19 protein-coding genes are annotated in these 19007 nt (G+C 62.3%); 6 read left to right on the forward strand and 13 right to left on the reverse strand.

The window, feature by feature from the left end:
* Positions 1-837, forward strand: a complete 837-nt coding sequence (locus KHO33_RS03695; protein WP_200561366.1) for a TOBE domain-containing protein — start codon at positions 1-3, stop codon at positions 835-837.
* Between the two features lie 20 nt (positions 838-857).
* Here KHO33_RS03695 and KHO33_RS03700 read toward each other — a convergent pair whose 3' ends face one another.
* From KHO33_RS03700 to KHO33_RS03715, 4 genes are all read right to left on the reverse strand, one after another.
* Positions 858-1559: a sulfate/molybdate ABC transporter ATP-binding protein gene (locus KHO33_RS03700; RefSeq protein ID WP_054034816.1), complete on the reverse strand. Its 702-nt coding sequence runs from the start codon at positions 1557-1559 to the stop codon at positions 858-860.
* 1 nt (position 1560) lies between these two features.
* Positions 1561-2235, reverse strand: coding sequence for a molybdate ABC transporter permease subunit (gene modB / locus KHO33_RS03705; RefSeq protein WP_200561368.1), 675 nt, complete (start codon positions 2233-2235; stop codon positions 1561-1563).
* Positions 2236-2253: 18 nt separating this feature from the next.
* On the reverse strand, positions 2254-3027 hold the full coding sequence (gene modA, locus KHO33_RS03710; protein ID WP_200561370.1) for a molybdate ABC transporter substrate-binding protein: 774 nt from the start codon (positions 3025-3027) through the stop codon (positions 2254-2256).
* Between the two features lie 175 nt (positions 3028-3202).
* Positions 3203-3904, reverse strand: coding sequence for a phosphatase PAP2 family protein (locus KHO33_RS03715; protein WP_054034817.1), 702 nt, complete (start codon positions 3902-3904; stop codon positions 3203-3205).
* Between the two features lie 357 nt (positions 3905-4261).
* Here KHO33_RS03715 and KHO33_RS03720 point away from each other — a divergent pair, with 357 nt between their 5' ends.
* Together KHO33_RS03720 and KHO33_RS03725 are read left to right on the forward strand one after the other, a co-directional pair.
* Positions 4262-5458 carry an extracellular catalytic domain type 1 short-chain-length polyhydroxyalkanoate depolymerase gene (locus KHO33_RS03720; protein ID WP_200561372.1) on the forward strand — a complete coding sequence of 399 codons (1197 nt, stop codon included), beginning with the start codon at positions 4262-4264 and terminating at the stop codon, positions 5456-5458.
* A gap of 107 nt (positions 5459-5565) precedes the next feature.
* Complete coding sequence (locus KHO33_RS03725; RefSeq protein ID WP_093634980.1) at positions 5566-5742, forward strand: DUF3563 family protein; 177 nt, start codon at positions 5566-5568, stop codon at positions 5740-5742.
* 139 nt (positions 5743-5881) lie between these two features.
* On the opposite strand, the gene KHO33_RS03730 is transcribed toward KHO33_RS03725, so the two are convergent.
* From KHO33_RS03730 to KHO33_RS03755, 6 genes are all read right to left on the reverse strand, one after another.
* The gene (locus KHO33_RS03730) at positions 5882-7381 is read right to left on the reverse strand and encodes a cryptochrome/photolyase family protein (protein WP_054034818.1); all 1500 of its coding nucleotides are present in this window, start codon (positions 7379-7381) and stop codon (positions 5882-5884) included.
* Between the two features lie 302 nt (positions 7382-7683).
* Positions 7684-8103, reverse strand: coding sequence for an organic hydroperoxide resistance protein (locus tag KHO33_RS03735; protein WP_054034819.1), 420 nt, complete (start codon positions 8101-8103; stop codon positions 7684-7686).
* 172 nt (positions 8104-8275) lie between these two features.
* A complete protein-coding gene (locus KHO33_RS03740) occupies positions 8276-8728 on the reverse strand; it encodes a MarR family winged helix-turn-helix transcriptional regulator (RefSeq protein WP_054034820.1) in 453 nt (150 codons plus the stop codon).
* Positions 8729-8932: 204 nt separating this feature from the next.
* Positions 8933-9739: a BPSS1780 family membrane protein gene (locus tag KHO33_RS03745; RefSeq protein ID WP_200561374.1), complete on the reverse strand. Its 807-nt coding sequence runs from the start codon at positions 9737-9739 to the stop codon at positions 8933-8935.
* Entirely contained in the window at positions 9730-10725 is a 996-nt protein-coding gene (locus tag KHO33_RS03750; protein ID WP_200561375.1) for a homoserine kinase, read from the reverse strand. The genes KHO33_RS03745 and KHO33_RS03750 overlap by 10 nt, the downstream gene beginning before the upstream one ends.
* Positions 10726-11035: 310 nt before the next feature.
* Positions 11036-11431, reverse strand: coding sequence for a hypothetical protein (locus KHO33_RS03755; RefSeq protein ID WP_200561377.1), 396 nt, complete (start codon positions 11429-11431; stop codon positions 11036-11038).
* Positions 11432-11631: 200 nt separating this feature from the next.
* Here KHO33_RS03755 and KHO33_RS03760 point away from each other — a divergent pair, with 200 nt between their 5' ends.
* Entirely contained in the window at positions 11632-13158 is a 1527-nt protein-coding gene (locus KHO33_RS03760) for an AMP nucleosidase (protein ID WP_054034928.1), read from the forward strand.
* 68 nt (positions 13159-13226) lie between these two features.
* On the opposite strand, the gene KHO33_RS03765 is transcribed toward KHO33_RS03760, so the two are convergent.
* Together KHO33_RS03765 and KHO33_RS03770 are read right to left on the reverse strand one after the other, a co-directional pair.
* Positions 13227-13757 carry a chromate transporter gene (locus KHO33_RS03765; RefSeq protein WP_054034823.1) on the reverse strand — a complete coding sequence of 177 codons (531 nt, stop codon included), beginning with the start codon at positions 13755-13757 and terminating at the stop codon, positions 13227-13229.
* Positions 13754-14323, reverse strand: a complete 570-nt coding sequence (locus tag KHO33_RS03770) for a chromate transporter (protein ID WP_054034929.1) — start codon at positions 14321-14323, stop codon at positions 13754-13756. The genes KHO33_RS03765 and KHO33_RS03770 overlap by 4 nt, the downstream gene beginning before the upstream one ends.
* A 97-nt stretch (positions 14324-14420) precedes the next feature.
* Between KHO33_RS03770 and KHO33_RS03775 the strand changes: the two genes are divergently transcribed.
* The gene (locus KHO33_RS03775) at positions 14421-15338 is read left to right on the forward strand and encodes a transcriptional regulator GcvA (protein ID WP_200561379.1); all 918 of its coding nucleotides are present in this window, start codon (positions 14421-14423) and stop codon (positions 15336-15338) included.
* A 79-nt stretch (positions 15339-15417) separates the two neighbouring features.
* Here KHO33_RS03775 and KHO33_RS03780 read toward each other — a convergent pair whose 3' ends face one another.
* On the reverse strand, positions 15418-16161 hold the full coding sequence (locus tag KHO33_RS03780; RefSeq protein WP_054034825.1) for an LOG family protein: 744 nt from the start codon (positions 16159-16161) through the stop codon (positions 15418-15420).
* A gap of 1 nt (position 16162) precedes the next feature.
* Here KHO33_RS03780 and polA point away from each other — a divergent pair, with 1 nt between their 5' ends.
* Positions 16163-18904 carry a DNA polymerase I gene (gene polA, locus KHO33_RS03785; protein WP_200561381.1) on the forward strand — a complete coding sequence of 914 codons (2742 nt, stop codon included), beginning with the start codon at positions 16163-16165 and terminating at the stop codon, positions 18902-18904.
* Positions 18905-19007: the final 103 nt, after the last annotated feature.

The raw sequence follows: 19007 nt of genomic DNA on the forward strand, positions 1-19007 counted from the left end.
ATGACATCCGACCGCATCGATCCGTCCCACGAAGCCCTCGAACTTGGCGGCTCCGTCTGGTTTAAGGCCGGCGCGCAAACGCTCGGCGGCGCGTCACGGATCGCGCTGCTCGCGGCGATCGGCGAGACCGGTTCGATCACCAGCGCGGCGAAAGCCATCGGCATGAGCTACAAAGGCGCGTGGGACGCCGTCGACACGATGAACAATCTCGCCGGCGAGCCGCTCGTCGTGCGCTCGACCGGTGGCAAAGGCGGTGGCGGCACGATACTCACGCCGCGCGCGGTGAAGCTGATCGATACGTTTCGGGCGGTCGAACGCGAGCATCGGCGTTTTCTCGAGCGCGCGGGCGCGGCGATCGAAGGCTTTGCCACGGATTGGGATCTGATCGGCCGCATCGGCGTGAAAACGAGCGCACGCAATCAGCTTTACGGCACGGTGTCGGCCATCACGCGCGGGACAGTCAACGATGAAGTGTCGCTGGCGCTGCCAGGCGGCCATATGATCGTCGCCGTAGTCACGCATGAAAGTACCGAGACGCTGGGCCTCGCTGTGGGGGCGGCGGCGTTTGCGTTGATCAAGGCGTCGTGGGTGGTGCTGCTTGTCGAAGACGAAACCGGTGAGCCGCTGAAGCTCTCTGCGCGCAATCAGTTGCGCGGCACGGTGCAGAGCGCGAAGCGCGGGGCGGTCAATGCGGAGGTCTCGCTGCTATTGGACGGCGGCGCGGTGATTACCGCGGTCGTCACGAATCAAAGCGTCGATACGCTTGGGCTTGTGGAAGGCGGGATCGCAGTCGCTGTATTCAAGGCGTCGAGTGTGATTCTTGGCGTGAAGGATTGAGTGAGCCAAGGGCGCTGACGTTATGGCACGCTGCGCTCGTACCCGGCAAACGGATGGTTCTCACGCACGCAACCATCGCTGACCTGCACGACCTGATCGCCGAACGCGGCGACGTCGTCGGGATCGTGCGTGATTAACACCATCGGAATATCGAGTCGCGTCTGCAGGTCCGACAGCTCGCTACGCATACGCTGACGCAGGGCGCTATCGAGTGCGGAAAACGGTTCGTCGAGCAACAGCAAGCGCGGCTCAGCGACCAGCGCGCGCGCCAGCGCCACGCGCTGCTTCTGTCCACCCGAAAGCTGCGCCGGATGATTACCCGCCACGCTTTTCAACTCGAGTGCGTCGAGCCAGTAGTCGACTTGCGGGTGCGAGATTCGTGCGCGCGGATTGAGCCAACCCTGCTGCAACCCGAAGCCAATGTTCTGCCGCACGTTCAGATGCGGAAACAGCGCGTAGTCCTGGAACAGATACGCAATCTTGCGTGCCTGCGGCTTCTGATCGATGCCGCGCGCGCTGTCGAATAACGCGTTGCCGTGCAGCGTGATCGCCCCTTCGTCGGGGCGCAGCAAGCCGGCGATCGCCTGCAGCGTCAAACTCTTCCCCGCGCCAGACGGCCCGAACAGCACGACGCGCTGCGTGGTCGCCTTGAACGAGACGTCGAGCGTGAAATGGCGCTCGGTGCTCTGAAAGGTCTTGCGGATGTCGACGGCGAGCAACATATCAGCGGGACGACAGAAGCGTGTGCTGCGGCACCAGACGGCCCGCGAGCAACAGGATCACGACGCACGTCACCGAAGTCACGAGCACGAGAAAATTGGCGGTGCTGTCGTCGCCGGCCTGCACGGCTGAATAGACCGCAACCGAAAGCGTCTGCGTGCGTCCCGGCAAGTTGCCCGCGATCATCAGCGTCGCGCCGAATTCGCCGAGCGCCCGCGCAAACGCCAGCAGACCGCCCGCGAGAATGCCGCGGGCGGCGAGTGGCAGTGTCACGCGAAAGAAGACCGCCGTTTCGCTGATGCCGAGCGTGCGCGCGGCCCGCTCGAGTTGCGGATCGACGGATTCGAAGGCGGCGCGCGCCGACTTCAGCACGAGCGGAAACGCCACCACCGTCGACGCGATCACCGCGCCCTGCCAGGTGAACACCAACTGGATATCGAGCTTGTCGAGCCAGCCGCCGATCACGCCGCGCCGTCCGAGCAGGACCAGCAGGTAGTAGCCGAGCACGGTGGGCGGCAAAACGAGCGGCAGCATGAGCAGCGAATCGATCACATCGCGCGCACCCGAGCGCCAGCGCGACAAACCGAAACCGGCCGCGACGCCGAACACCAGATTGAGCGCGGTGGCCCAGCCCGCCACTTTCAGTGACAGCAGGAGCGGAATCCAGGCCTGTTGCATGTGCGTGTGGTACCCAGGTTAATGCGCGGGCCTGAAGCCATACTTTGCGAGCACGGCCTGGCCGGCCGGCGAGAGCACAAAGTTCATGAAGGCCTGCGCGTCGGCCGCGTGACGGCTGCCTTCGACTTGTGCGATCGGATAGGTGATCGGCGTTTGGGTCGGCACGTTCATCGCGACCTTGACCTTGTCCGGCATGACGGCGGCATCGGTGCTGAACACGAAGCCGGCGTCGACTTCGCCGCGCGACACGTAGTCCAGGCTCTGGCGTACGTTCGATGCCAGCACGGCCTTCGCGCTGACGGCGTCCCACACGCCCGCGGCTTGCAGCGCGCCTTGCGTATAGCGGCCGACCGGCACCGAAGCCGGATCGCCATAAGCCACACGCTTCACATTCGCCGACGTCAGATCGTTCAGCGAGGCCGGCGCGAAATGGCTGTCGGCCGGCACGATCAGCACCAGCGAGTTGGCGGCAAAGTCCTTGCGTGTAGCCGGAACGATCACTTTTTCCGCTGCGGCCTTGTCCATTGCTTTCTGATCCGCCGAGGCGAACACGTCGGCGGGCGCACCCTTGACGATTTGCTGCATCAGCACGTCGGACGCGCCGAAGTTCAACAGCACCTTGGTGCCCGGATGCTGCTGTTCGAAGACCTCGCTCACTGCTTTGAACGCGTTGGTGAGACTGGCGGCGGCGGAGACCACCAGTTCGTCGGCACGTGCGTTGGCGCTGACGGCAACGGAGATGGCGCTGGCGATGAACAGCGCGTGTTTCACAAGGCGGCGGGACAGTGTCATGAAGGCTGGATGCCCGGCGTGGGCCGGCGCGGCGGGTTAAAACGCTATCGTAATATATGAAAGGTTATAGCGGTACCCATGACGGTTATTCAGTTGCGCGCATAACGCGGCCCACGGACCAAGGATCAGCAGCCGTGAGCTTTAGTTGCCGAACAGGAAATCGATTGAACGCGCTTCAGACATCCGGCGAGTGCGGCGGCGTCAGCGTGTTGAGTGTCTGTGACAGTGGCGCCATGGCGGGACGCACGTCGCGCACGGCCCGCCATTTGGCGCGGATGAACGGCCGGTCATGGCCGGATACTTTCAGCGCGATATGCGTGACCCAGCGTTGCGTCGGCACGTGCACACCATGCATCAGCAGCGCGAGAGTCATCAGACTTGCGGCGACGGGCGCCGCCGACAACCGGCCCGGCTCGGCATGCCACGCCATGCGCACGAAGAATAAAGCCGCCAGCGCGCCGACCAGGCAGCCGGTTACGGCTTCAGACGGTGAGTGAGCGCTCAGTACGACGCGCGACAAACCGACCGCCATACCCGCGACCAGGCCCAATAAGACACCAAGCAGACGAATTGCCGGACGCGCCGGCAGCAACATCAGGAACAACGCCACCGGATAGACGGCGGTAGACAGCATGGCGTGACCGCTGACGCCAGTGAAATCCAGCTCGCGCACGCCGACGCCCCAGCCGAGGAAGGCCAGCTTGGTCACAGTCACAACGCCGATGGCCGCGCCAAGCAGCAGCAACCAGCCGGCAGCCATGCGCCACGTGTAGCCGACCGCCAGCCAAAGTGCGATGGCGAACGCGAGCGGCAGCGTCATGCCGGCGCCGCCGAGGCTGGTGATCGAGTACCACAGATGGGCAGGTAAATCGGGCATGGCAAAGGCGCGACCAAGGCCGCGTAGAATCGGGTTGGTAATGGTTTAACGCGCGAACGGCGCGAATCGCCGACGCAGCAAAGGCGTCTACCGACATTATTTACCCGTCAGTATAGACGGGTGTTGTGGGCGGGATTCGCCGCGCATCAGGCTTTTTGTGAAGTGGCGTTGGCTAGCGAACAAGCTTTGCCATGGTTTGACGTTGGTGCTGCTGCAAGGTTCGCCGGGCGGAAAATTCGGCATCCGGAAGAGGCTCGGGCCGCCAGCATCGCATGAGGATTGGTGTTATTGTGCATTGCACAACAAAGCGTCGTTCGATCGAACGGCACCTGTCCCTTTTTGCGAGGTTCCCCACCGATGGCAAAAAGTCTGTCGAAAATCTGGCTGCGCGGTCTTAAGCGGCTGCTCGCGATTCAGACCGAGCACGCACACGCAACGACCAAGCGCGCCCCTACGCGGCCGGCACGCGCCGCCACCACCAAACCTTCGGCCAAGGCCCGCCCGGTCAAGCCGGCGGCCGCGTTGCGCGCATCCGCGAAACGCGAGGCGCCGCGTGCCGCTCCGCGGGAATCGCGGGTTCGTCCGCGCGCCTCGGCATGGGCGAGCGGTTCATGGACGCGCTCGTTCCATTCGGCGCCTACCGCGCCCGGGCGGCTCGTCAACCACCTTCAGTACGGGCTGTACATCCCGACCGGCCATGCGCACGAGGCGATGCCGCTGGTCGTGATGCTGCACGGCTGCACCCAGTCGATTGACGAATTCGCAGAAGGCACGCGGATGAACGTGCTCGCCGACCGGTTCGGCTTTGCCGTGGTTTATCCGGAACAGTCGAAGCATGTGCATTCGCATCGCTGCTGGCATTGGTATGACGCCAGCGACAGCGCCGGCGGTGCCGAGGCGCGTGCGGTCGTCTCGCTGGTGGATTCACTGGTTGCCCAGCACGGCTTCGACAGCGAGCGCGTCTATGTCGCCGGAATTTCTGCCGGGGCCGGCCTGACGGCGTTGCTGGCCGCCAACTACCCGGAACATTTCGCGGCGGTCGCGCTGCACTCCGGCCCCGCTTTCGGTGAGGCTCGCTCCGGTATTGCGGCGATGGACGTGATGCGGCGCGGCACGCGTCGCGAGCCTGCCGAGCTGGTCGACGAACTCGTTAACGTGGCGCAATACCCCGGGATGCCGGCCATCATCCTCCACGGCGACACCGATCATGTGGTCGCGCCGGTCAATGCGGACCAGTTGGCGGTGCAGTTTCTCCGTCTGAATCGGATCGTCGACGAGAAAGGCGCGCGCAAATCCGGCGAAGTGAAGGAAGAGCGCAAAGGTGGCGTAGTGATGCGCGACTACCTGCGCGGCGGCCGGCGCGTGGTGCGGCTGTGCCGTGTGCAGGGGCTCGCGCATGCTTGGAGCGGCGGCGATGACGCCGTACCTTTCCATTCCGCCAAAGGTCCGGACGCAAGCGCCATGGTGTGGGAATTCTTCAGGCACCAACGCCGCACGGGCACCGGCCGTATCGCTGAAAGCACCACCACAGAAGCTTCGGCGGGCGCGCGGTGACGTTGGAGCAACACTTCGAAATGAGTATTGGCGTCTTGCTAGGGTTTTCCCTATAATAGGGGTTATCCCTTAGGCGTTAACGCCTAAATTCATTGTCGAGGTTGACCATGTACCTGCTTAGCCGCCTGTTTCTGTTCCTGACCAAATCGCCCGATCAACTCGCGAAAGAACGCGCTGACGCTTTCCTCGCAGAGGCAACCGATCTTTACGATCTGGAATTCCGTATGCGCAAGCTGGACCGTGAGGCGGCTACCCGTCATCCGGCGTGGATGGCCCAGCACTAAGCTGCGCGAGTTTGAAGCATCGGCGCGTATTGAAGAACGCCGATGTTCGGGGTGAGGCACCCAAGCTGTTATGAGCTATTGGAAGGGCTCAAACACGCCTAACAGCCAGATTCAATTGCAAATCAATGTGAGCGGGTGCTTACTTGCCGAAACGGGCTAGCGTACGCTGCCGAGCATCGGCGTGGTCGACGATCGGGGCGGGATAATCCTTGCCCAACACCACACCAAATTCCGAGAGCCGATCCGCACCTGCCAGCCACGGCGCGTGAACCCATTTGGCCGGCAGTTTCGCAAGCTGGGGCAGGTAGCGTTTGATAAAGCGCCCTTCGGCGTCGAACTTCTCGGATTGCGTGATCGGATTGAAAATCCGGAAATACGGTTGCGCGTCGCATCCCGTTGATGCCGCCCATTGCCAGCCGCCGTTATTCGCCGAGAAATCGAAGTCGTTCAATTGTTCGGCGAAGTAGCGCTCGCCGCGTCGCCAGTCGATACCCAGATCCTTCACCAGAAAACTCGCCGTCACCATCCGCAGGCGGTTGTGCATGTAGCCCGTGCGGTTCAGTTGCAGCATCGCTGCATCGACCAGCGGATAGCCCGTGCGGCCGTCGCACCATGCGGCGAACGCCTCGTCCGCTTCCGGGCCTTGCTCCCAGCGCAGCCGGTCGTACTCTTCCTTGAACGACGCACCATCCGCCAGCTTTGGATGATGCGAGAGGATCATGAAGTAAAAATCCCGCCAGATCAGCTCCGACAGCCACGTGGCCGAGCCTTGCCCGTCCGGCTGCAGTGACATCTCGTGCGCGAATCGCGAGAGCGTGCGGATCGAGACAGTGCCGAAGCGCAGATGCATCGACAGGTAGCTCGGGCCTTTGACGGCCGGAAAGTCACGCCGGTCCTGGTAGCTGTCGATGCGGGTCATGAAGTCGTCGAGCAGGCGTTGCGCGCCGCTCATGCCGGTGGGCAAGTTGAGCTCCGCAAGATTGCTCGGTGCGAAGCCGAGTTGATCGAGCGTCGGCAACTGGCGGTCCAGCTTGGGCGGCAGTGCTGCGAGCTGCTTCGTGTAGGTCTCGACCGGATACGGTTTTAGATCGAAGGCCGTCAGCTGCTTGAGCCATGCATTTTTATAGGGCGTGAACACCGTGAACGGTTTGTTCTGGCCTGTCAGCACCTCGTCGCGCTCGAAAATCACCTGGTCTTTAAACGTCAGCCATTGGCGTCCGGCCTCTAAAAGCCGCTCGCGCACCGTCTCGTCGCGCTCGATCGCGACCGGCTCGTAATCGTGATTCGTGAAGATTGCATCCGCGCTGAGTTCGTCGGCGAGCCTGGGCACGAGATCGACCGGATCGCCGTACAGCACGATGAGCCCGCCACCTTTGGCGCGTAACGCCTCGTCCAATTCGCCCAATGCAGCAAGAATGAACTCGACGCGGCGGTCCTGTGGCTGCGTGTCGGGATGCCGAGTTTGCCAGGCGTCGCTCAGCGGTTGCAGGATCGTCGCGTCGAATACGAACGCGCACCAGACGCGCCTGCAATGCTTGAGCGCATAGTAGAGCGCGGCGTTGTCCGTGCTGCGCAGGTCGCGGCGAAACCAGACCAGACCGGTATCGAAGGTGTCGTTCAGGCGCCGGAGGCGTGTCATTGGTAACGTGGGTCGGGTAAAGGACTGCGCGGCCAGGTATCGACCGGCGCAATTATCAACTGCCAGGCGACGATGTTACTGAACTGCGCGTTTACTGACAGAGCTATCGGCGAGGTCGCGTGACGGCAGTTGATCGGTCGGATCGATGCCGCACATTGCGTGCCGCGTCCGCGAATGCCTGTTGTGCAGCCAAACGGCGCAACGCCCGCACCTGGTTTGCAGGGTACGGGCGTTGTTCGTGACGGCGCGGTTGTGCCGCGCGCGTCAACGATTCATTGGCAATTCGTTCAAGCCGCCGGAGCTTACGCTACTTGCAGGCGCACCGCGACGTTGTTGCGCGTGGCGTTCGAGTACGGGCAGACCTGATGCGCTGCGTCGACCAGTTCCTTGGCTGCATCTGCAGCGAGGCCCGGCAGGGAGACGCGCAGATCGATGTCGAGCGCGAAGCCGCCATTGTCGTTCGGGCCGATCCCCACTTCTGCCGTGACTTGCGTGTCAGCTGGCAAAGCCTGCTTGCGCTGGCCGGCGATGAACTTCATCGCGCTCAGGAAACACGCCGAGTAGCCTGCTGCAAAGAGTTGTTCCGGGTTGGTGCCCGCTGCGCCCGTGCCGCCCAGTTCGCGCGGTGCCGCCAGCTTCACGTCCAACGCATTGTCCGACGATACTGCACGGCCGTCACGGCCACCGGTGCTAGTTGCACTTGCTTTGTAGAGGATGTTCATTGTGCTGCTCCTAAATCTGGGTTGTCAGGGTGGTTTGCATGCTTGCCGCTGTTTGGCCGCCTTTCTGGCGGAGCGCTATCGAAGCGGCATGTGATAAAGATAGTACACAAATCATTTGTGTGCAAACAAATTTTTGTATCGCTCCGATAGCGTGCCTTTTGAAACAGGCCGGCTAGTGGTCCATGTAATCGTTGAGGGTGGTGCGCAGGCGCGTCAGATCGTCACGCAGACGGAGCAGGAATTCCGGCGTCTGCTGGGTCGCGCAGAAGATTTCCGCCGGCACTTCGCGTGCCTGACGCTTCAGCGCGGTGCCCGCTTTGGTGAGCCGGATGTAGACGAGCCGCTCATCTTCCACGCCGCGTACCCGTTCCAGATAGCCCTGCGCCTCGAGGCGCTTGAGCAGCGGCGTGACCGTCGCCGAGTCGAGATTCAGGCGCGCGGCCATGTCTTTTACCGTTACGTCGTCGGCTTCCCATAGCACGAGCATCGTCAGATATTGCGGGTACGTCAGGCCGAGCTTGTCGAGCAGCGGTTTGTACGCTTTCGTCATCGCAAGCGAGGTCGAATAGAGGGCGAAGCAGAGTTGCTCGTCGAGCGTGAAGGGCAAAGCGGGGCGCTGGGTCATGGTGCATCTCGCGTAAAAAGAGCGTGCAAATCGATTGCGCGCAAACCATTGTGCCGCAAGTCGAGGCGAGATGCCGACCGCGGATGGTAATTTGGCGAGGCGATGGGGGCGGACGGCGCCAGCGCGAAAGCGCGCAGTGCGCCGGATTGAAACCCCACGGGCGCCGAAAAAGCGCCCGCGCGTGAGCAACGGTCTAGCCGGCGCTTAAGCCGCCGGCGTGGTCGGCAGGTCTGGTGCTTCAGGCGTTTGCACGCCGAAGCAGCCGCGATAGGTCGCGTAGAACGAGCAATACAGCATGGTCGTGACGATCATCGTGGCCGGCATCAGGATAGCGAATGCGAAGTCGGCCGCGCCCAGCGCCTGCATTAGCGCGGACAAGCCGAACGAGACGGTGGTCGCCACCGCGAACCACAATGCCCCGAACACGATGAACGCGCCGCGATTGCGCCAGCAACTGACGACGCTGAAGAACATCGCCTTGACGGGCGGCACGTCGTGCCATGCAATAAGAACCGGCGAGAACCAGAAAATCATCGCGACAGGAATGTAGAACGCGAACGCGGCGATCACCGCCAGCGGGATATTGCTGTTGGCGATCGCGTCCTGATCCATCGTCGCCATGCCGAGCATGACCTTCAGCAGCATGCCTCCGTCGGCGAGTGCCGAGCCGGCCAGCACCAGCGCCATCGCGACGACGTACAGCACGCCCAGCACCAGCAGACGTTTGGCGACCGCGGAGCCGTAGGAGTGAAAGCCGTCCACCAGAATGGTCGGGAACACCGGCTTGCCCGCGATGGTGTTGCGGCACGCCGCCATGAAGCCGACCGCGACACCCGGAATGAAAACCAGTGGCAGCACGCCGCCGACAACCGGAATCTGCGCCGCCAGCGTCATGACCAGCAGATAGGTAAAGAACAGCGTCAGAAACGCGAGCGGGTTCTTGCGGAACAGCCAGATACCCTGCCGGAACCAGACGTAGCCGGTTTTCGCGGGGACTTCGATCAGTTGCATGAGGTATGAATGCCTGGAAGAGCAACGCCGGACAGGCGTTCGCGCAGAATGCGCTCGAAATGACCGGGGTCGTGCGGTTTGAGTAGCTCGGCCGCGCGCGGCAAATAAAAATCATACAGGCGCGAGACCCAGAAGCGGTAAGCGCCGGCACGCAGCATATCGCCCCAATGGCGGTTTTCTTCGACGGTGAACGGGCGCACGGTCTGGTAGGCGCGCAGCATGGCTTCGGTGCGTGCTTCGTCGAGCTTGCCGGTGGCGAGGTCGACGCACCAGTCGTTGACCGTTACCGCGACGTCGAACAGCCACTTGTCGCAGCCGGCGAAATAGAAGTCGAAGAAGCCGCCCAGGCGGACCTCGTGGCCGGATTCCGGCGCTGCATGCGCGAACAGCGCATTGTCGCGGAACAGGTCGGCGTGGCACGGACCTTCGGGCAGCCTGGCGTAATCCGCCGACGCGAAGAACGCCTCCTGATGCGCCAGTTCAGACGACAGCAGGTCGCGTTGCGCCCCCTCGAGAAACGGCAGGATGGTCGGCACAGTTTCCTGCCACCACGGCAGGCTGCGCAGATTCGGCTGATAGCGCGCATAGTCGCGCCCCGCCAGATGCATGCGAGCGAGCATTTGCCCGACCTCGACGCAGTGCTCGACTTGCGGCGCCAACTCCGGTGCGCCTTCGAGCTTGGTCACGACGGCGGCAGGCTTGCCGTGCAGCGTGCCGAACAGCGCGCCGTCTTCGCGCGGCATGGGATCCGGCACCGGCACGCGGTGCGCGGCCAGATGCTGCATCAGATCGAGATAGAACGGCAGTTGCTCGGCCGTCAGCTTTTCGAAAATCGTGAGGACGTATTCACCGCGCGTCGTCGTCAGAAAGAAATTGCTGTTCTCAATACCGGACGGAATGCCGCGAAACTCGACGACTTCGCCGAGATCGTAATGACGCATCCATTCTGCTAGTTGGGGTTCGGTGACAGCGGTGAAGACAGCCATGCGGGAAACGTCGGATCAGGTTAGTCGGGCTGGCGCGATGCGACCAGTGCGATGTGTGGCAAATGCGTTGCAGAAAGCGCGGTCAAGGTCACGCAGTCAAAGTCACGCAGTCAAAGTCAATCAGGCAGCGAATCTTGCCTGCCAATCCTCGCCACCCGTCAGGGTCGCTAAGCGCTGTGACAATTCAACGCGGTATCGCCATGCTGCAGACGGTGCTGAAAATCGGCAAGCAGGCTAAAAGCCCGAGGCGACGCCCGCGGGCCGCGCAGATCCGGGAGCGGCTTACATCACGCCGCCGCCCCGGCATGGATCAATAAGTCAGATTCACCGACGGCAAACGCGTGCTCGCGCGGCCGTTGTCGCGCACGGTAGGCGACGTGTCCAGCGGCGCGCTCATCTGATAGCGCGTGCCGAGATTCGAATGCACGTTGATTTCAACGGGCTTGCCTTTGTCGCGGTATTCGGTGATTTCGGTGCCGTTAGCGCTGCGTTCGTAGAAGCTCGGCGTGCGCGGGACGTTGATTTCGACCTTCGAGCTGACCTCGGCGGCCGGACGATTGATCTTCTCCAGATCAGGCAGGCCGGCCCGTTCATTGGCGGACTGGGGCGCGCCGGGGGCCGGAGTGTCATCGACAGGCTGGGCAGCCATCGCCGCGTTGCCAAAGGCGAAGGCCAGTGCAACGGCGACGGGAAGGAACGGCTTCATGGTGATTCTCCAATATGGTGCCCCGATTCTAGCAAATCCAGCCTTGCCTACGGGCGCGATCGCCTTATTTTGCGCCGCTTTCGCGCGACGTGCGCGCAATCTTGCGGCCGCTGTTGCGGCAGTTGTGGTAGGCGCGGCGAGGTCATTTGGCGATCGCGGGTTCCGTGGTAATGTCATCTCATGAATAGGGGCGAATGAAGATGAACAACGATACCAATCAACGCGCGGTGCAGACTCCCGCCAACAGCTTCCCAACCGAATCCTTTGACGACGCGGCCGAAGCCGTCACGCGCCTGTCGGCGATCTATGAAGCGAACACCTCGTTCCTGCGCGACGCCTTCGCGCGCTATCGCCGCAACGAACTGTTCGAACGCCGGGTGCGCGCCTGCTACCCGTTCGTCAGAGTGCGCACCGAAGTCAACACGCATATCGACTCGCGCCGCTCGTACGGTTTCGTCGCGGGCCCCGGTGTGTTCGAGACCACGGTCACGCGGCCGGATCTATTCGGTAACTACTATCGCGAGCAATTGCGCCTGCTGGCGAAGAACCATCACGTGAAGATCGAAGTCGGTGTCTCCGACCAGCCGATTCCGATTCACTTTGCTTTCGCCGAAGGCATCCATCTCGAGGGCGACCTGGACCGCGAGCGCCTGTTCCTGATGCGCGACGTGTTCGATACGCCGGACCTCGCGCTGCTCGACGACCGCATCGTCAACGGCACGTATGAGCCGCTGCCGGGCGAGCCGCATCCGCTCGCGCTGTTCACGGCGGCGCGGGTGGATTTCTCGCTGCATCGGCTGAAGCATTACACGGCGACCTCGCCCACGCATTGCCAGAACTACGTGCTGTACACGAACTACCAGTTCTATATCGACGAATTCGTCAAACTCGGCCGCACGATGATGGCCCATACCGACGACGAAGAACTGCGCGCTTATCGCAGCGAATACACGTCGTTCGTCGAACCGGGCGACGTGATCACGTACAACGAGAATCTTGGCGAGCAGGCGCAGGAAGGCACGGCGCCGCCGCGACTGCCGCAGATGCCCGCGTATCACCTGAAGCGTGCCGACGGCAGCGGCATCACGATGGTCAACATCGGTGTCGGGCCATCGAACGCGAAGACGATCACGGATCACATCGCCGTGCTGCGTCCGCATGCGTGGATCATGCTCGGTCACTGCGCGGGTCTGCGCAATACGCAGCGTTTGGGCGACTACGTGCTGGCGCACGGCTATGTGCGCGAAGATCACGTGCTCGACGACGATTTGCCGCTGTGGGTGCCGATTCCTGCGCTTGCCGAAGTGCAGGTGGCATTGGAACGTGCGGTCGCGCAGGTTACGCAACTGGACGGCGTCGAGTTGAAGCGCGTGATGCGCACGGGCACCGTGGCGAGTGTCGATAACCGCAACTGGGAATTGCGCGATCACCGTGAGCCGGTGCAGCGGCTGTCGCAAAGCCGTGCGGTCGCGCTCGATATGGAAAGCGCGACGATTGCTGCCAACGGGTTCCGTTTCCGCGTGCCTTACGGCACCTTGCTATGTGTGTCGGACAAGCCTTTGCATGGCGAATTGAAACTGCCCGGCATGGCGGATCAATTCTATCGCGCGCAGGTCGATCAGCATCTGCAGATCGGCGTGAAGGCGATGGAGTTGTTGCGGATGAACGGGCTGCATCGTTTGCATAGCCGCAAGTTGCGTAGCTTCGCGGAAGTGGCGTTTCAGTAAGGGCCTTTCGATAAGGCGCGGTAAGGCGAGAGCGAGCGTCTGCTCCTCTCGCCTTGGCGCCTTAAAACTCAAAACTGCCCAAACCCCGTCAGCCCGATCAAGCTCCCCGCCGCCAGCAGCCACAGCGGATGAATGCGCGTCTTCAACGCCAGCACAGCGGTAAACGCGCAGATTGCCCATGCAATCGCCGTCGGGTTCGACGCTTCGGCGATCAGGGACGCACTCGCCGCGACGATGCCGGCCGTCACCGGCACCAGTCCCATTTGCGCGTAACGCCGCCACGGACGGTCCTTGAACCGGTCCCACGCATGCAGCGCAAGAATCGTCACGAGCGACGAAGGTCCGAACTTCGCCACTGAAGTCACCAGCATCCCCGCCCAACCCGCAACGTGCCATCCAACCAGCGTTACGATCATCAGGTTGGGCCCTGGCGCCGCTTGCGCGAGCGCGAACAGCGCGCTGAATTCGCTGGCCGGCATCCAGTGATGCACGTCCACCACCTGTCGCTGCATCTCCGGAAGGATCGTGTTGCCGCCACCAAACGCGAGCAACGAAAGCTGACTGAAAATGATGGCAAGAGAAATGAGCGTGTCGTTCATCGTGCGGCCCTCGACGCGATGTAGATGCTGAGCGGCGTGAGCACCAGCATCGTAGGCAAAAGCGGCAGGCGCATGATGGCGATCGCGATGAAGCCGAGCGCCGCGATAAGCGCGGCCATCGGTTTATCCCGCAACGGCAGCAGGATTTTCACGGCCATCGAGATCAGCAGACCGGACGCCGCCGCAGCGAGGCCGGCAAACAGATGGCGAACATGCGGGTCGTTTTGCGTATGTTCGTACAGCACGCCAAGGCCGATCACCACCAGCGAAGGTCCCGCAATCAACCCGAGCAACCCCGCCAGCGCACCCGGCACACCGCGAAAGCGCATCCCGATCGCCACTGAAAGATTGATCACGTTGCCGCCCGGCAGGAATTGGCACAGGCCCAGCAAGTCGGTGAATTCCGCGCCGGTCAGCCAGCGCCGTTGCTCGACCACGGCGCGGCGCGCCAGCGGCAATGCGCCGCCGAATGAGATCAACCCGAGGCCGAGAAAGCCGCCAAAAATTTCCCGCAATGTGGGCGTGGGCGCCCGGTCAGCCGTGGCTGAGGTGAGATCGTGATCCATATCGCTAGGCTTCCAGTTCAAGCTCTGGAGGTTAGCGCCGAACCGGCTCTGAGCAAAACGATTTTTGAGCGCGCCTTTGTGATCTAGAATCACAAGCATGGCTCGTAATCTTCCTCCTTTTCCGGCGCTGCGTGCCTTCGAAGCCGCCGCACGGCATGAAAGTTTCACCGCTGCGGCGAACGAATTGCATGTGACGCACGGTGCAATTAGCCGGCAAGTCGCGGCTTTCGAAACATGGCTCGGCGTGCAGGTGTTTCATCGCCGCGGCAAGCGCGTGCGCCTGACCGATGACGGCCGCCGCTATCTGGGCACCGTCCAGGCCGCGTTCGACAGCATCGCGCTTGCTACGGATCAACTGCGCGATACGGGCGTCGTTCACGTTTTGAAGGTGAATGCGCTGCCGACCTTCGCAATGAAGTGGCTGCTGCCGCGGCTTCATCAATTCCAGCGCAAAGTGCCGAATGTGGAATTGCGCCTATCGACTTCAAACGCACCGGTCGAAACACTGGACGGCTTCGACGTCGCCGTGCGGCGCGGGCCGGCGCACTGGCCGAACTGTGTGAGCGGCCATTTTCTTGGCGAGAGCGAGCTCCCGGTGTGCAGTCCCGCGCTCCTGCAACGCTCACCGATCAAAGCGGCTGACGATCTCGCGAAGCACGTGCTGCTGCACTCGGACACGCGGCCCGATGCGTGGAGCAACTGGTTATTGGCGGCAGGGGTCACGGCGACATGCCGGAAGAAGCAGTCGTTCGATCACTTCTATCTGGCCTTGCAGGCCGCGGTGGATGGACTCGGCGTGGCGCTCGGCCCGTTGCCTTTGCTGGCGGATGAGCTGGCATCGGGACGGCTCGTCGTGCCGTTGGCCGGTCCGCGTATCGATGCGCGCGGCTATTGGTGGGTGGCGAGGCGGGAGGTCGCGCAGGCGCCGCTAGTGGCGCAGTTCTGCCAATGGTTGCAAGCGCAGGGCGATCAGACCGATGTGGCGGAAGCGAGCGACCTGGAGGCCGCTCGCTAGAACCCGCATGCGTTGCTCTGTTCAATACGCATTGAACATCAGCAAGCTGGCTTCGCGCATGAGGCGCGAAGCTTCAGCATTACAGATAGAACATCCGGTCTTCATCCGACTTGGCCGGATGCGGTTCGGCTTCTTCGCGGTCTTCATAGAACTTCAACACCGCTTCGAGCACCTGGTCCGGATCGTCGATCACCTGCATCAAGTCCATATCCGTCGGATTGATCAGGCCCATCGGCGTGAGCGAGTTCTTGAACCACGCAAGCAGCCCTTCCCAGAACTCGCCGCCCACCAGAATGATCGGCACGTGGCGCGACTTCTTGGTTTGAATCAGCGTGAGGACTTCGGCGAGCTCGTCCAGCGTGCCGAAACCGCCCGGCATGACGATCACCGCATCCGAGTTCTTCACGAACGTGACCTTGCGCGTGAAGAAATGGCGGAAGCGCAGCGAGATGTCCTGCCATTGATTGCCCGATTGCTCGTGCGGCAGTTCGATGTTCAAGCCGACCGAAGGGGCTTTGCCCGCATGGGCGCCCTTGTTGGCCGCTTCCATGATGCCGGGGCCGCCGCCGGAGATGACCGCGAAGCCGGCGTCGGACAGCTTGCGCGCGATTTGCGTGGCGAGTTTGTAATACGGCGAGTTCGGTTTCAGGCGCGCTGAACCATAGATGCTGACAGCCGGACGAATCTCCGAGAGGTACTCGGTCGCCTCGATAAACTCTGCCATAATCGTGAACATCTGCCACGATGCGCGGGCCTTCTTAGCCGTAGCGCGCTCTTGATCTGCGAGTGATCGCAGACTCGGAATCACTTTTCTCTTAGTCATAATGCCTGAAGAACGAAGCCTTGAAGGTAAGACCCTGCTATTGGTCGACGGTTCGAGTTATCTGTACCGGGCCTACCATGCGATGCCTGATCTGCGCGGACCCGAGGGTGGCCCGACGGGTGCGCTCTATGGGATGATCAACATGCTGCGGCGCATGCGCAAGGAAGTTACTGCAGAGTATAGCGCGTGCGTGTTCGACGCCAAGGGCAAAACGTTTCGCGACGACTGGTATGCCGACTATAAGGCGAACCGCCCGTCGATGCCGGAGGATCTCGCGCGTCAGATCGAGCCGATCCACGTCGCCGTGCGCGCGCTCGGCTGGCCGCTTCTGATGATCGAAGGCGTCGAAGCTGACGACGTGATCGGCACGCTCAGCACCGCGGCGGAAAAGCGCGGCATGAATGTGATCGTGTCGACTGGGGACAAGGATCTGGCGCAGCTCGTGTCGGATCATGTCACCCTCATCAATACGATGACTAATGAGAAGCTCGACCGCGAAGGCGTCATCGCCAAATTCGGCGTGCCGCCGGAGCGCATCATCGACTACCTGTCGTTGATCGGCGATACCGTCGACAACGTGCCCGGCGTCGAAAAATGCGGGCCGAAAACGGCGATCAAATGGCTGACGCAGTACGAAACTCTCGACGGCATCGTCGCACATGCGGACGAGATCAAAGGTGCGGTAGGAGACAATCTGCGACGTGCGCTCGATTTTCTGCCGATGGCGAAGAAACTCGTCACCGTCGAGCGCCAATGCGATCTGACCGGCCATATCGTGTCGATCGAAGAAAGCCTGGAAAGCCGGCCGGAATCGCGCGAAGAACTGCGCGACGTGTTCACGCGCAACGGCTTCAAGACCTGGCTGCGTGAGGTGGAAGTCGCGGAAGTCGTGGAAGGTCCCGAGACCGACGTACCGCCGGCGCTCACCGTGGATCACGAACGTCACTACGACACCGTGCAGACCTGGGAGCAGCTCGACGCGTGGCTTGAGAAGATCAACGCCGCTGAGTTGACTGCGTTCGATACCGAAACCACCTCGCTTGATCCGATGACCGCGCAAATCGTGGGCTTGTCGTTCTCGGTCGAGCCTGGCTATGCCGCTTATGTGCCGGTCGCGCATCGCGGTCCGGACGCACCCGTGCAACTGCCGCGCGATGAAGTCCTCGCGAAGCTCAAGCCCTGGCTGGAAAGCGCCGACCACAAGAAGGTCGGCCAGCACATGAAGTACGACGAACAGGTGCTGGCGAACTACGGCATCGAAATGCGCGGCGTCGAACACGACACGCTGCTGGAATCGTACGTGCTCGAATCGCACCGTACCCACGACATGGACAGCCTCGCGCTGCGCCATCTCGGCATCAAGACGATCAAGTATGAAGAGGTCGCGGGCAAGGGCGCATCGCAGATCGGCTTCGATGAAGTCGCGCTGGAAACGGCCGCCGAATACGCGGCGGAAGACGCCGACATCACCTTGCGTCTGCATCAGGCCTTGTATCCTCAAGTGGCCGCGGAGAAAACGCTCGACTACGTGTATCGCGGCATCGAAGTGCCCACCTCGCGCGTCTTGCGCAAGATGGAGCGCACCGGCGTGCTGATCGACGCCGAAAAGCTGCGCGCGCAAAGCAGTGAAATCGCCACGCGTCTGATTCAGCTGGAAAGCGAAGCGTACGTGCTGGCCGGTGGCGAATTCAATCTGGGTTCGCCGAAGCAGATCGGCCAGATTTTCTTCGAGAAGCTCGAATTGCCGGTGGTCAAGAAGACCCCGAGCGGCGCGCCGTCCACCGACGAAGAAGTGCTGCAAAAGCTCGCCGAAGACTATCCGCTGCCGAAGATCCTGCTCGAACACCGCGGTTTGTCGAAGCTGAAATCGACCTACACAGACAAGCTGCCGCGCATGGTCAACGCCCAAACCGGTCGTGTGCACACGAACTATGCGCAGGCGGTGGCGGTCACGGGCCGGCTGGCGTCGAACGATCCGAACCTGCAGAACATCCCCGTGCGTACCGGCGAAGGGCGTCGTATCCGTGAGGCGTTTATCGCGCCGCCGGGACACAAGCTCGTATCCGCCGACTACTCACAGATCGAGTTGCGCATCATGGCGCACATTTCTGGCGACGAATCGCTGCTGCGCGCGTTCTCGCAGGGCGAAGACATTCACCGCGCCACCGCCGCGGAAATTTTCAGCGTGACGCCGCTCGAAGTGTCGAACGACCAACGGCGCGTAGCGAAGGTCATCAACTTCGGACTGATCTACGGCATGAGCGCGTTCGGTCTCGCCGCGAACCTCGGCATTACGCGTGACGCGGCCAAGTTGTATATCGACCGCTACTTCGCGCGTTATCCGGGCGTTGCGCGTTATATGGACGAAACGCGTCTGAGCGCGAAGGCCAAGGGCTACGTGGAAACCGCATTCGGCCGCCGCCTTTGGTTGCCGGAGATTAACGGCGGCAACGGCCCGCGCCGTCAGGCCGCAGAGCGCGCGGCAATCAACGCGCCGATGCAAGGCACGGCCGCTGACCTCATCAAGCTGTCGATGATCGCGGTGCAGAAGTGGATCGAAGAGTCGAAGGTCGGAACGCGCATGATCATGCAGGTGCACGACGAACTGATCCTCGAAGTGCCGGACGCGGAATTGTCCGATGTACGTAAGCGCTTGCCGGAACTGATGTGCGGTGTCGCCGCGCTGAAAGTGCCGCTGGTCGCCGAAGTGGGCGCCGGCCTGAACTGGGAAGAGGCGCATTGACGTGCATGTGACGGCGCGCGTGATAGGCGATATCGTCGCGCGCATGTCACATATGCGTATTGATGGCTTGTGACAACCCGTGCCACTCGCGGACAATCGCCAG

Source organism: Paraburkholderia nemoris, from assembly GCF_905221015.1.
GTDB classification, from domain to species: domain Bacteria; phylum Pseudomonadota; class Gammaproteobacteria; order Burkholderiales; family Burkholderiaceae; genus Paraburkholderia; species Paraburkholderia nemoris.